The following is a 12,944-nucleotide window of genomic DNA, read 5'->3' on the forward strand; positions in this document are numbered from 1 at the left end:
GATTACCCCTATGTTGCTACAGAGACATCAATGTTTCAACGACCAGAAGATCTTTTCTGCCAGACCTTGCGAAATACCCGGCACTTTTGCAATTTCTTCGACGCTGGCGTTACGTAAACCTTGCAAACCGCCCATATATTTCAACAACATTTGCCGACGTTTTGGCCCGACACCTTCAATGGTTTCCAGAGTGCTGGTATTTTTGACCTTCGCCCGTTTTTTGCGATGCCCGCCAATAGCATGATCGTGTGATTCATCGCGAATATGCTGGATGACGTGCAACGCAGGCGAATCTGGCGGTAAGCTAAAGCCCTCTCCTTCCGGCTCGAAGAACAATGTTTCCAGCCCAGCCTTACGGTCGGCCCCTTTGGCAACGCCAAGTAACAGTGGATGGTTTTTATCCCATGGGACGTCCAGCTCGGCGAAGACATTTTTCGCCTGAGCAAGTTGTCCTTTGCCGCCATCAATCAGGATCACGTCCGGAATCTTACTTTCATCGATGGCTTTACCATAACGCCGACGCAACACCTGATTCATCGCCGCATAATCATCGCCCGGCGTAATGCCATTGATGTTATAGCGCCGATATTCCGCACGCAGTGGGCCATTAGCATCAAACACCACACACGAGGCGACAGTTTGTTCACCCATCGTATGGCTGATATCGAAACACTCCATCCGCTTCACTTCCGGCAATTTCAACACGCTGGCAAGCGCTGTCAGTCGCTGATGAACGGTTGATTGCTGCGAAAGTTTGGTGGTTAACGCTGTTGCTGCATTCGTCCGCGCAAGTTTCAGGTAACGCGCCCTGTCGCCACGCGGTTTGGTCTGAATGTTTATCTTGCGCCCCGCCAGTTCTGATAATGAATCGGCGAGCAGTGTTTTATCGCTAAGATTAAAGTCGAGCAGGATCTCACCCGGGAGAGTGCGCATCTGGCTGCCCTGTAAATAGAACTGACCAACAAAAGTTTCCACTACTTCACCCAGTTCCGTACCGCCCGGCACCTTCGGGAAATAGCTACGGCTACCAAGCACTTTGCCCTGACGAATAAACAAAACGTGGACGCATGCCATGCCCGCATCGAACGCAACGCCAATAACATCAAGGTCGTCGCCAGTGTTAGAGACAAATTGTTTTTCGGTGACGCGTCGCACCGCCTGAATTTGGTCGCGAATACGTGCCGCTTCTTCAAACTCCAGATTCTGGCTGGCTGTTTCCATGCGGCTAATCAGTTGCTTAAGCACCTGATCGTCTTTACCCGATAAAAACAGGCGCACATATTCAACCTGCTGGGCATACTCGTCTTCGCTAACCAACCCGGCCACGCACGGCCCAAGGCAGCGCCCTATCTGATATTGCAAACACGGACGCGAGCGGTTGCGATAAACGCTATTTTCGCACTGGCGAATGGGGAAAATCTTTTGCAGCAACGCCAGAGTTTCACGCACCGCATAACCATTCGGGAACGGGCCGAAATACTCCCCCTTAGCGTGCTTCGCACCGCGATGCATCGCCAGACGTGGATGGGTATCGCCACTGAGGAAAATAAAGGGGTAAGATTTATCATCGCGTAACAAAACGTTGTAACGCGGTTGATAAAGTTTGATGTAGTTGTGTTCCAGCAATAATGCTTCGGTTTCAGTATGAGTCACCGTGACATCGATTTGCTGGATCTGGGCGACCAACGCTTCCGTTTTGCGCGAAGCGAGATTGCTACGGAAATAGCTGGAAAGCCGTTTTTTCAGGTCTTTCGCTTTGCCGACATAAATTACCGTACCACCAGCATCATACATGCGATAAACGCCTGGCTGGCTGGTGACGGTTTTTAAAAACGCTTTTGCGTCAAACTGAACACTCACTGACTTGTTAACGTCTCCGCATTACACAGACCGTGGCGAATTGCCAGGTGAGTCAGCTCAACATCGCCATGAATGTTTAATTTACTGAACATACGGTAGCGATAGCTGTTCACCGTTTTCGGGCTGAGATTAAGCTGTTCTGAAATCTCATTGACCTTCTGGCCTTTGGTAATCATCAGCATAATCTGCAATTCGCGTTCAGACAAACTGGCAAATGGGCTTTCTGTTTTTTCTGGTTCGATCTGACTTAACGCCATTTGTTGCGCAATGTCAGAAGCAATGTAACGCTGCCCAGAATAGACAGAACGAATCGCGCTCACCACCTCCTGCGGGGCCGCACCTTTGCTGAGATAGCCCGCAGCGCCGGCCTGCATGACTTTTGCTGGTAAAGGATTTTCGGTGTGAACCGTAAGCATGATGATTTTGACATCTGCGGTTGAACGGGCGATTTTACGCGTCGCCTCAAGGCCGCCAATGCCAGGCATACTCATGTCCATTAGCACCACGTCGACGGAATTTGCCCGGCACCACTTAACGGCATCCTCACCACAGGAAGCCTCACCAACGACTTTAATACCCTTTATATCTTCCAGAATGCGTCGTATCCCTGCGCGCACCAGTTCGTGGTCATCAACAAGTAGAACGTTGATCAAAGGAATATCTCCAGAAATAGGGATAACGCTACTGATAGTTAGTCGTCCGTATATTAGCGGGTTTTATTGCAACTTTGAAACGTTAAAAATGGTGGGTATTCGATTTTTCTCTCATTTTTGATAATTCGATTGTCCACAGTTATGGTCACGTCCGTCACAAAAAAGCTACCGGAGCGTTGTAACCTGTCTGTTAGACTGAAATGTGACAAAAATTGACTTTATTCAGCATAAATGAAAAATCATCGGCATGAATATGTAACATTAATTAACTCAATAAATACGCACAAAAAACATTCATGATATAAATATTTATTAACCACTATATTAACTCATTTAATATCAATGAGGCGTCAGCGACCAAAAAACAACCACTGCTATTTTTAGCAAAGCTTATGGTATACTCCGCCGCCTTAACATTTTTTACTGCAAATTTTCATTGCAACATGACGAGGAAAATAAATGAGTACGCCTGATTTTTCTACTGCCGAGAATAATCAAGAACTGGCAAATGAAGTCTCCTGCCTGAAAGCGATGCTGACGCTGATGCTGCAGGCGATGGGACAAGCTGACGCGGGCCGCGTGATGTTAAAGATGGAAAAACAGCTTGCGCTGATCGAAGACGAAACCCAGGCTGCGGTATTTTCCAAAACGGTTAAGCAAATTAAACAGGCCTATCGTCAGTAATATAAAACCGGCTGAAAGCCCCCCTTTCAGCCGGTTTTGCATCTGGCACGCAGAATGTAATAGAGATCATATTAAGCCAGTTGCGGCAGCGTAACAGGCAACCTGGGTCTTATTCGGCGCGTTGATTTTTTTCTGCATGTTTTTCTGATGAAAATTAACCGTGTTCTCGGAGATTGACAAGATCATCGCTATCTCTGCCGATGTCTTACCTTCCGCGGTCCATTTCAAAATTTCCTTTTCCCGCTTACTGAAATTCATCTCCGGCGTCATCACTATTTGATCATTTAAACGCATCAGCGCCATCAAACTTTCGCGCACCAGTAGCTGCATTTTTAATTGCAACTCATCACTAAGAACGGGTATTTCGCGCGTGCTGCTACGAGAAAATGACAAAAATCCCAACGCCCGGTTCGGTAGCATTAAATACTGAGTGACTCCCCTGCGTAAACCATGTGCACGCGCAGCCTCCCATAATGGCTGGGCTTCACTGAATAAGTCATCATTCCACAATAAATGGCCCTGACTGAAGTTTTCAGGGTTGAGCACGGGATCAATAGCGAGAAAGTTTTTTGCCTGGTAATAACTGACCCATGACTCGGGGTAGTTGGTGTAAAACGCCACTTTTGGCCGAGTAAACGGTACTGGGTGACGCACACATAATGAATAGAAATCGTACTCAAGTTGGTGAGCCTGAAGCTCTATTTCATGGTAGACCTCTTCTGCGGCCTCCATCCTCTGAAAGCGTGACAGCATTGTGCGACGCCAGCTAAAAAAATCCGTATCCTGCATAGTAAACCGCAATGCCCCTGAGAGTGAGTATCATTTATACTGAAAACTCAAGCTATCACATAAATAAGATTTATATATAATTTATATTATTCAGATAATGAATTACTTTTGCAAGACATCGCATTCTCTTATGTTATTAATGAGTTATGCTGATTTATTGACCGTTTATTCAGCCTTCAGAAGAGTGGATCGCCCCGGTCATTAACCCACCGGGGCTGATTTTTTCTTATTATTGCAGTAGAAATTTCTCGAGAAACTGGCGGGTGCGGGGCTGCTGTGGATTGGCAAATAACGCTTTCGCCGATCCCTGCTCTACTATCCGCCCCTGGTCCATAAAGATCGCGCGGTCAGCAACGTCGCGGGCAAAACTCATTTCGTGCGTGACAATGACCATTGTGCGTTTTTCCTGCGCCAGCTGGCGGATAGTATTCAGAACTTCGCCCACTAACTCTGGGTCCAGGGCCGACGTTGGCTCATCAAACAAAATCACCTCGGGGCGCATCGCCAGCGCTCGGGCAATCGCCACACGCTGCTGTTGACCGCCAGATAAACGACGTGGATAGCTGGTTTCTTTGCCTGCAAGGCCAACTTTCGCCAACAATTCACGTGCGCGCGCCGTGGCATCCTCTTTAGGTTCACCTTTGACAATCACCGGCCCTTCAATAATGTTTTCCAGCACCGTACGATGCGGAAACAAATTAAAGTTCTGGAAAACAAAACCAACGTGCTGGCGCAACTGACGAATCAAGGATTTTTGCTGACTTAACGAACGCGCGGTATCAATGGTGATATCCCCGACGGTAATCGTCCCCGCTTCTGGTTGTTCCAGCAAATTTATACTGCGTAGCAACGTGGTTTTCCCAGAGCCGCTTGGACCTATAATCGCCACTACTTCGCCGGTTTTAACCTCCAGATCTATGCCATGCAGCACCGTCTGACCGTGGAATTTTTTCACCAGGTTTTTAACGTCAATGGCACTCATTTTGGCTCCCTCTCCTGGCGATTAAGTTGATTCTCAAAATGGTTCTGCAACGTCGATAACACCGTCGCCATAATCCAGTAGATGAGCGAAGCCGCCAGATACATGGTGAAAACTTCTAGTGTGCGCGAAGTAATCAGCTGCGCCTGACGGAACAGCTCTGGCACCTGAATCGTCGCAGCCAGAGAAGTATCTTTTACCAGGCTAATAAAACTGTTCGACAGCGGCGGCAGTGCTACCCGCGCAGCCTGTGGCAAAATAGCACGACGCATAGTTTGCCACGGCGTCATGCCGATACTGGCAGCCGCCTCCCACTGACCTTTATCAATAGATGAAATCGCTGCCCGCAGCGTTTCGGCTGCATAGGCGGCGGTGTTCAGTGACAGGCCAATCATCGCTGACGGAATCGGGTCTAATTCAATACCAAACTGCGGTAAACCGTAGTAGATCATAAACAGCTGTGCGATGAGTGGCGTACCACGGAAGATGGAGATATAAAAACGCGCCAGCCAGCGCACAGGCCAGACGGGCGACAAGCGCATCAGCGCGAGAATAAATCCCAGCAGTAAGCCAAAAAACATGCCGCCGATGCTGAGTTGCAGCGTATACCCTGCCCCTTTCAACAGGAACGGCAGAGAATCAATAACCAGTTGTATACTTTCTTGCATGAGCATTTCCGGCGCTAAACGTGGGGATGATAGGCGAACAGTGCAGGCGCGCCCCCGGTATGAATAAACAGAATCGGTCCTTCATCTTTGAAGCGTTTCTGACTTATACCATCAATCAGCCCCGCCATCGCTTTTCCGGTATACACGGGATCAAGCAGAATGCCTTCCAGACGCGCCAGCAGTTTCACCGCCTCCATGTCTTCGTCATTCGGCATACCGTAGCCAGGCGCAAAATAGTCATCCCAGAGTAAAATTTCCGCTGATGCAGTCAGCTCCAGTTCTTTCGCGATCGCCTGTTGTAGGCTAACCACTTTCGGCAACTGGTCAGCAACAGAACGTGAAACAGTCACGCCAATCAGTTCTGTTTCAGGCATCAGTTGTTCCAGCCCTACTGCAAGCCCGGCGTGAGTTCCGGCACTGCCTGAAGCCACCACCACCGACGATATGTTAACCGCCCCTTCACACTGCTGGGCGATTTCCAGCGCACTCTCCACATAGCCCAACGCGCCTAAAGCATTGGAACCGCCAACCGGAATGACGTATGGGCGAAAGCCTTGCGCCTCGACGCGAGTCGCTAACTCTTCCAGTTGGGCATCAGGATCGGTCAGCGCATCGCACATTTCAATCTGAGTATTGAACAGATCCAGCAACAAGCGGTTGCCGTTAGTTAAATAGTTTTCTGCGGTAGTACCAATGGGATTTTCCAGCAGCGCCACGCAATGCAAACCGAGTTTTGCAGCCACTGCGGCTGTCTGGCGCACATGGTTAGACTGAATCGCTCCGGCTGTAATCAGTGTGTCGGCACCTTCGCGCAAGGCGTCTGCTGCGAGAAATTCCAGTTTGCGTAACTTATTTCCGCCCATTGCCAACGGGGTGACGTCATCCCGTTTGATGAAAATGTCCCGCCCGAGATAATCAGAAAAACGTGGCAGATATTCGAGCGGTGTCGGTGCGCCGATAAACTCCAGCCGTGGAAAACGAGTTAAATTATGCAGTGGCATAAAAGCCTCCGATGTGTGTTGTTGTGATCTTGTTATTATGCACGCAGGAAACGTATAAATAAAAAATGCGCCGATTAAAGCGCCCTTTTTTGTCATTTTGCCCCGCCCAGAGTAGCGTTGACACGTTCCTGGCTGTGAGTTCAACCGAGGGATGCAACACACTGGTTGAACCGATCTGCGGATGATTCATAGTTTAGCGTTTTTCTCAGTCTTTCGTTGAGCATATGGCAACTGTAGTACCCATGGATACCGGGCGATAGCAGATAGTGTGTTAATAGAATCAGATTTGTGGTCGCGTGATACTGTTGAATGTCCGATGGGTCATCAGGAACGTAACGGTGTAAAGGCTGCTTATGTCCATAAAGCAGAAAATCTGATGTCCCCTGGTTACGGGGATAACTTCTCCTGGCATCTTAGGTTGATCAAGCATGGTTATCCATACCCGTTCATTAATATGGTAATCATTATCTCTGCATTAATTATTATTTATATCCAGGTCTGTTTTTAGGATAAAAATATTATATTCCATGACGATACTTTCAGGCACTTTTCTTATAAAAAAAGCAGAAAAACAGTCACTATCTAAAATTACGCCAATCAATAAACAAACTAACATCCAGAAAACATTACAATTTCAAATTACTCGTCAAAAAAAAATCAACCTGATTGCTTGAGATGGATTTTTTCTGTTTATTTGCAATAATGCTCGCATCGATCATTTGTATGATGATTAGATAATACATATTACTTCCCAATGACATTTACACAGTCAAAACATTTAACTCACCATTCTTAAACAAAAAAAATTGGAGCTTTTGTGAAAATCAAAATTAATAAAAAAGAAAGGTTTAATGTATATATAAACAACAGAAAAACATTCGGCGTAACGCAAGAGGGAATGAAGACTACATTACTTTGCAGTCTTATATCTGCCACTCTGACCATTCAGCCTGCTTTGGGAGCCAAAATGGAAGTCACTCTTTCTGAAGGAAACCCTGCAGAAATATCTGAAAATATCATTGGTGCTGATGCCTCGCATCACAGGCCAGATAATAATGATGATGGGGAAGCCGGTGAAGATGCTCTCATTGTTAATGTTGTACCAGGTTCATTACAGGATGAAAATATCCTGACAATTAACAGCGGTAGTCGCATTAGTGGCGGTGAAGGCGGATGTGCTGGTGATGATGATAATACGAAGATGGGATCTGCAGGAGGCCAGGGCGGCACAGCTATTACTGGAAATAATTTTACTCTTGTTAATTCTGGTGATATTTCCGGTGGTAAGGGTGGTTGGGGAGGTGATGGTAATGGCGGGGGCGATGGAGGTGAAGCAGGTACCGCTATTTCCGGAGATGATCTTACCATTACGAACAACGGAAGCATTACAGGTGGCGATGGCGGTATGCCTGGAGCCAGTGGTTATGGCGATGAGAGCAGTGGTTTAACTGGGACTCCTGCTGTTGGTGGGACTGCCATATCTGGCAATAATCTTCAAATAAGCAATAACGGAAATATCACTGCCGGGCAAGGTAGTAGTGGTGCCTGGTGGGCGGTATGGGGGTCTTCTGCCGGCAACGGAGGGAATGGAGGCACGGCAATATCCGGAAATAATATGGAGATAACAAATAATAATCACATTACAGGTGGCCAGGGGGGGGATGGTGCTCGCGGTGGTGAAGGTAGTGTCGAATTTACTACCGATCAAAATATTAATGGGAGTACCGGTGGTAGTGGTGGTATTGGTGGCACCGGGGGGATTGCCATATCTGGGAATAATATGGAAATAAATAATTATGGAAATATTATTGGCGGCACTGGTGGCACTGCTATATCCGGGAGTGATATTACGATAAATAATCATGGCAGGATATTGCCTGGTAGTGGCGGAAATGAAGGTCAAGGTGAATTTCCCGGGGGGGATAAATGGCAACAGAGGGCAAGATTGTGATACCGCAATATCTCTGAATGGTGGAACTAACTCGTTGAATCTCTACGCCGGTTCTACCATTCAAGGTGATATTGTTTTGAATAATGTTGAAAATAATGCTGATGGTAATTCTCTGTCCATTACAAATAAAGACTCCGCCAGCTCTGAAATAAAAGGCAATCTGAGAGCGGGTACAGGTACACATGTTTCCGTTTCGGGAGCTGATGTTTCCTTTAGCGGACGTTCGATATTTGACACAGATTCATCGCTGAATATGAGCACAGGTTCCAGTCATTTAACTGCCAACAGTATTCAGTTCAATAACGGTGCAGTGCTTAATGTTGATACTGCCATGACAATATGGAAGCAAAATGAGTACGGCTTGTTGACGACCTCCAAGGGCATAACAGGGCTCTCTGAAAATAATATTTATCAGCATAATAATCTACTGAGTGATGGTGCTGAAGACTATGTTTTAACATCACTTAGTGGTAACGGGCAGACAGTAAACGAGGTTAGTTCTTCCCTGAAGTGGAATGACCCTTCAGGAAATGGATATGGCACGTTTGACCTGAGATATGGCGCGGTGTTAGAGCTGAAGGTACGACTTGCAGATAACAATGCGGCTCAGTTATCTCATGGCTGGGATGGAAAAACGCTGACCAAAGCCGGCGAAGGAACACTGATTCTGTCTTCCCAAAACACTTACACGGGTGTAACAGACATCCGCGGCGGCAATGTCCGCATGAACAGCAACAGTGCTCTGGGGCAGACCAGCGAGATTCGCCTGGCAGCTGACACCATGCTGGATATGAACGGTCACAGCCAGACCGCAGGCAAACTGAACAGCGCAGCAGGTTCCATACTGAACATTAATGGCGGTAATCTGACCCTCGCAGGTGGAGGCCTGTCTGCAGGTACCCTCATCGGCTCTGGCTCCCTGAACATCAGCGGTGGCGTGTTCGATATTACTGGTGCCACCCGCGCCCTGAATGCCACCATTGCTATCGCAGATAAGGCAATGGTGAAGGTGCTTAATACTGACGGACTGGGAGCAGGCTCGGTTAACACTGTCGGCACACTGATTCTGGGCAAGGCTGATGCACCTGTCATGCTTGCTAACAGCCAGGTCACCATCGCTCAGCAGGGGACACTCTCCGGCTCTGGTGGTGTCGCCGGGAACGTAACCAACAGCGGTACTCTTGACCTGAGAGCCGATGCTCCGGGTAACGTACTGACGATCGGAGGTAACTATACCGGTAACAATGGCATACTGCTCATGAACACCGCTCTGGGAAATGACAGCTCCGCAACAGACAAACTGGTTATTAAAGGCAATGCTTCCAGTCAGACCCGAGTGGTTGTTATAAATGCAGGTGGTACCGGAGCACAGACACTGAACGGTATTGAGTTGATTCATGTCGACGGAAATGCTGACAGTGCTGCATTTATTCAGGCCGGGCGTATTGCTGCCGGGGCTTATGACTACACGCTGGGACGTGGTCGGGGAAGCAACAGTGATAACTGGTATCTGACCAGTGGTAAAAACACGCCGTTCCTGCTGCGCGCTCTGAAAGCAATGCAACCCCCTGCCCCTGAACCTGCTCCGGGTGGTAATGACAACGACTTGCGTCCGGAAGCTGGCTCCTATACGGCGAACATGGCTGCAGCAAACACCATGTTCGTATCCCGTCTTCATGAACGCCTGGGGCCGATGCATTACACCGATGTGATTACCGGCGAGCAGAAAAAAACCAGCATGTGGATGCACCATGAAGGGGAACACAACCGCTGGCATGACGGTACAGGTCAACTGAAAACACAGGGTAACCGTTACGTCCTGCAGATGGGCGGTGACCTGGCTCTGTGGAGCCAGAACAGCTCTGACCGCTGGCATCTGGGTGTTATGGCTGGTTACGGTAATGACCATAACAATACAGATTCTGTACGTACCGGATACAGTTCAAAAGGCAGTGTGAACGGATACAACACAGGTCTGTATGCCACCTGGTATGCTAATGATGAGACACATAGCGGGGCTTATCTGGATAGCTGGGCACAGTACAGTTGGTTCGATAACGATGTGAAAGGTGACGGCCTGCCGGGGGAATCCTGGAAATCAAAAGGTCTGACAGCCTCACTAGAAACCGGTTATGCCTGGAAAGCCGGTGAGTTTACCGGCAGCCATGGCAGTCTGAACGAATGGTATGTCCAGCCTCAGGCTCAGGTTATCTGGATGGGCGTAAAAGCTGATGAGCACCGCGAACGCAATGGTACCCATGTTGAAAGCACCGGTGACGGCAACGTCCGTACCCGTCTGGGCGTGAAAACCTGGATTAAGGGACACAACACAATGAACGGCGGCAAATCCCATGAGTTCCGTCCGTTCGTTGAGGTGAACTGGCTGCACAACACCCGTGATTTTGGCACTCGCATGAACGGTGTGACGGTACATCAGGACGGCGCCAGCAATATCGGAGAAGTAAAAACCGGTGTTGAGGGGCAGATAAATGACCATCTGAACCTGTGGGGCAATGTAGGTGTACAGATCGGTGACGAGGGATACAGCGACGCCTCTGCCATGCTGGGTGTGAAGTATACATTCTGAACCGGGTAGTGGAGTAGCCAGCTCTTTATCAGTCAGTGCATGAGAGAAACGGGATAACTGTGCAATAACCGATGGTTATGACTGCGACCAGAATGCGCTGGCTGAACGAATAAACGGGCTCCTGAAAAATGAGCTTTTACTCTCGCGTCCTGCTGGCCCGGGAAATAGTAAAAAAACCGAGGCCATTTATAACCATGAGCGGCCACACCTGGCACTGAAATACAAAACGCCCGATGAAGTTCATCAGGCGTTTTACAGACAGAAAACTGTCAACTTATAGCAGGACCCGTCAATACGTTGATTATTTGGTCACATCAGCACCAAACCATTTTTCCGAAAGGGCTTGCAAGGTTCCATCTTTTTGCATTTCTGCAATGGCATCGTTGACTGCTTTCAGCAAGTCTTCGTTACCTTTACGCAGCGCTACACCTGACTCCTGGCGGGAGAAGGCTTCGCCAGTTACTGCCAGTGTATCATTGGTTTTCTTCACCAAATCCAGCGCCGCCAGACGGTCAACCAGGATGGCATTAATACGGCCTACGCGCAGATCCTGGTACTTGGTCGGGTCATCATCATAGGTGCGCACATCAACACCCTGAACATTCTGACGCAGCCACTCTTCATAGTTAGTGCCTAAACCAACGCCAACTTTTTTACCTTTCAGATCGTCTGCGGTTTTAATTGTGCCTTCATTCCCTTTTTTCACCAGCGCCTGAATACCGGAAATGGTGTAAGGGGTAGAAAAATCGTATTTTTTCTTGCGTTCATCAGAAATGGTGACCTGGTTAATCACCACATCGATGCGTTTAGAATCCAGTGACGCCAGCATCCCATCCCATTTGGTCGGTTTTAATTCGGCATCAACGCCCAGATGTTTTGCCAGTTGTTGGGCAAATTCCACTTCAAAACCAGTCAACTTGCCGTCATCGCCCTGAAAGCTGAACGGCGGGTAAGTCCCTTCCAGTCCCACCAGCAACGTGCCACGCTCTTTTACTTTATTGAGCAGGCCTTCGTTGGCAAAACTTTTCACGCTCATACCCGCAACCAGCGCCACGGCCATAACACCCATCAACGCCTGATGTCCCAGATGTGCTAGTTTCATATTCACCCCGAATGTTGTTTTGTTGGTTTGCAGTGTAGAGCCATTGTTTGTAAAAACAAAAACAACTCTGCTACATCTTATTCTTATTTAATATATATCAGAAGCTGACAGGCAGGGGGAATTCTGCGCAAGATCACCGCGGGTTTGCGTCTGGTAACACTGATACTTACGTAATGCGATGCGGTAATTATTGGTGCTTGTGGTGGGTAGCCAGGGCGCCAGGTTTTCATCAAGAAAACCATCCTGCAGCAGGTCGGTGGAAATATCTTGCTCGCTTAAATAATTACCCAAACGACGCAGACGTACCACATACTCGCGCACAGTACCGGGGCTCATTTCAGTATGATCAAAGAGAAACTGCTTAAAGCCGATAATATCAAAAAAATCACTCTGCGTTTTGCAGTGTAAATCGCCGCAAAAACGACACAACGCGGACCATGATTTTTGTTCTTCCTGCCAGCCATTTTCATCAAGCAATGTGTCGAGACGGGAAATCTCGATTTTATTCAATATTTTGCCGTCGCGAACCAGCGTAATGCGATCAAGTAGTTTACGGCAAAATGCGCAATGGGTCTGACTGTGTTTAAAGTCTTTAAGATAGCGACTCAATGGCCGCCTTTTCTGGTGCTGCATCATTATTAAGAACTCCTGGTATTCAAAATTAATGTGC

At 48.1% G+C, this 12,944-nt stretch carries 12 protein-coding genes and 2 pseudogenes; 6 read left to right on the top strand and 8 right to left on the bottom strand.

What is annotated here, in order from left to right; all coding sequences use genetic code 11:
- Positions 1 to 27: 27 nt before the first annotated feature.
- On the bottom strand, positions 28 to 1,860 hold the full coding sequence (gene uvrC, locus A9180_RS14085; protein ID WP_064529315.1) for an excinuclease ABC subunit UvrC: 1,833 nt from the start codon (positions 1,858 to 1,860) through the stop codon (positions 28 to 30).
- Positions 1,857 to 2,513 carry a UvrY/SirA/GacA family response regulator transcription factor gene (gene uvrY, locus A9180_RS14090; RefSeq protein ID WP_064529316.1) on the bottom strand — a complete coding sequence of 219 codons (657 nt, stop codon included), beginning with the start codon at positions 2,511 to 2,513 and terminating at the stop codon, positions 1,857 to 1,859. Before uvrY ends, uvrC begins: the two co-directional genes overlap by 4 nt.
- 305 nt (positions 2,514 to 2,818) lie before the next feature.
- Here uvrY and A9180_RS24290 point away from each other — a divergent pair, with 305 nt between their 5' ends.
- Both A9180_RS24290 and yecF read left to right on the top strand, forming a co-directional pair.
- Positions 2,819 to 2,986 (top strand): hypothetical protein, encoded by a 168-nt coding sequence (locus A9180_RS24290; RefSeq protein WP_225567257.1) that lies wholly within the window; start codon positions 2,819 to 2,821, stop codon positions 2,984 to 2,986.
- Positions 2,973 to 3,197, top strand: a complete 225-nt coding sequence (gene yecF, locus A9180_RS14100) for a DUF2594 family protein YecF (protein WP_000106474.1) — start codon at positions 2,973 to 2,975, stop codon at positions 3,195 to 3,197. Before A9180_RS24290 ends, yecF begins: the two co-directional genes overlap by 14 nt.
- A gap of 66 nt (positions 3,198 to 3,263) precedes the next feature.
- On the opposite strand, the gene sdiA is transcribed toward yecF, so the two are convergent.
- The 4 genes from sdiA to dcyD form a co-directional block, all read right to left on the bottom strand.
- A complete protein-coding gene (gene sdiA / locus A9180_RS14105) occupies positions 3,264 to 3,986 on the bottom strand; it encodes a transcriptional regulator SdiA (RefSeq protein WP_064529317.1) in 723 nt (240 codons plus the stop codon).
- A gap of 229 nt (positions 3,987 to 4,215) precedes the next feature.
- Complete coding sequence (gene tcyN / locus A9180_RS14110; RefSeq protein WP_064529318.1) at positions 4,216 to 4,968, bottom strand: L-cystine ABC transporter ATP-binding protein TcyN; 753 nt, start codon at positions 4,966 to 4,968, stop codon at positions 4,216 to 4,218.
- The gene (gene tcyL, locus A9180_RS14115; RefSeq protein ID WP_001158230.1) at positions 4,965 to 5,633 is read right to left on the bottom strand and encodes a cystine ABC transporter permease; all 669 of its coding nucleotides are present in this window, start codon (positions 5,631 to 5,633) and stop codon (positions 4,965 to 4,967) included. Before tcyL ends, tcyN begins: the two co-directional genes overlap by 4 nt.
- Positions 5,634 to 5,647: 14 nt before the next feature.
- A complete protein-coding gene (gene dcyD / locus A9180_RS14120; protein WP_064529319.1) occupies positions 5,648 to 6,634 on the bottom strand; it encodes a D-cysteine desulfhydrase in 987 nt (328 codons plus the stop codon).
- Between the two features lie 241 nt (positions 6,635 to 6,875).
- On the opposite strand from dcyD, the pseudogene A9180_RS24775 reads away from it, so the two are divergent.
- From A9180_RS24775 to A9180_RS23205, 4 genes and pseudogenes are all read left to right on the top strand, one after another.
- Positions 6,876 to 7,010: pseudogene (locus A9180_RS24775) on the top strand (integrase); the annotation flags it as partial.
- Positions 7,011 to 7,451: 441 nt separating this feature from the next.
- Positions 7,452 to 8,585, top strand: coding sequence for a hypothetical protein (locus tag A9180_RS24780; RefSeq protein WP_064529321.1), 1,134 nt, complete (start codon positions 7,452 to 7,454; stop codon positions 8,583 to 8,585).
- A 331-nt stretch (positions 8,586 to 8,916) separates the two neighbouring features.
- Positions 8,917 to 11,172 carry an autotransporter outer membrane beta-barrel domain-containing protein gene (locus tag A9180_RS24785; protein WP_225221267.1) on the top strand — a complete coding sequence of 752 codons (2,256 nt, stop codon included), beginning with the start codon at positions 8,917 to 8,919 and terminating at the stop codon, positions 11,170 to 11,172.
- 23 nt (positions 11,173 to 11,195) lie between these two features.
- Positions 11,196 to 11,452: pseudogene (locus A9180_RS23205) on the top strand (integrase core domain-containing protein); the annotation flags it as partial.
- Positions 11,453 to 11,473: 21 nt separating this feature from the next.
- On the opposite strand, the gene tcyJ reads toward A9180_RS23205, so the two are convergent.
- Together tcyJ and fliZ are read right to left on the bottom strand one after the other, a co-directional pair.
- Positions 11,474 to 12,274, bottom strand: a complete 801-nt coding sequence (tcyJ, locus tag A9180_RS14140; protein ID WP_064529322.1) for a cystine ABC transporter substrate-binding protein — start codon at positions 12,272 to 12,274, stop codon at positions 11,474 to 11,476.
- Between the two features lie 87 nt (positions 12,275 to 12,361).
- Entirely contained in the window at positions 12,362 to 12,913 is a 552-nt protein-coding gene (gene fliZ, locus A9180_RS14145; protein ID WP_064529370.1) for a flagella biosynthesis regulatory protein FliZ, read from the bottom strand.
- Between the last annotated feature and the right edge of the window lie 31 nt (positions 12,914 to 12,944).

Origin of the sequence: Escherichia sp. B1147 (assembly GCF_001660175.1) — a bacterium.
GTDB lineage: Bacteria > Pseudomonadota > Gammaproteobacteria > Enterobacterales > Enterobacteriaceae > Escherichia > Escherichia whittamii.

Coding starts and splice junctions, on each gene's coding strand:
- A9180_RS24785 (WP_225221267.1), top strand. CDS start 8,917: ATGACAATATGGAAGCAAAATGAGTACGGCTTGTTGACGACCTCCAAG.
- dcyD (WP_064529319.1), bottom strand. CDS start 6,634: ATGCCACTGCATAATTTAACTCGTTTTCCACGGCTGGAGTTTATCGGC.
- tcyL (WP_001158230.1), bottom strand. CDS start 5,633: ATGCAAGAAAGTATACAACTGGTTATTGATTCTCTGCCGTTCCTGTTG.
- tcyN (WP_064529318.1), bottom strand. CDS start 4,968: ATGAGTGCCATTGACGTTAAAAACCTGGTGAAAAAATTCCACGGTCAG.
- tcyJ (WP_064529322.1), bottom strand. CDS start 12,274: ATGAAACTAGCACATCTGGGACATCAGGCGTTGATGGGTGTTATGGCC.
- yecF (WP_000106474.1), top strand. CDS start 2,973: ATGAGTACGCCTGATTTTTCTACTGCCGAGAATAATCAAGAACTGGCA.
- sdiA (WP_064529317.1), bottom strand. CDS start 3,986: ATGCAGGATACGGATTTTTTTAGCTGGCGTCGCACAATGCTGTCACGC.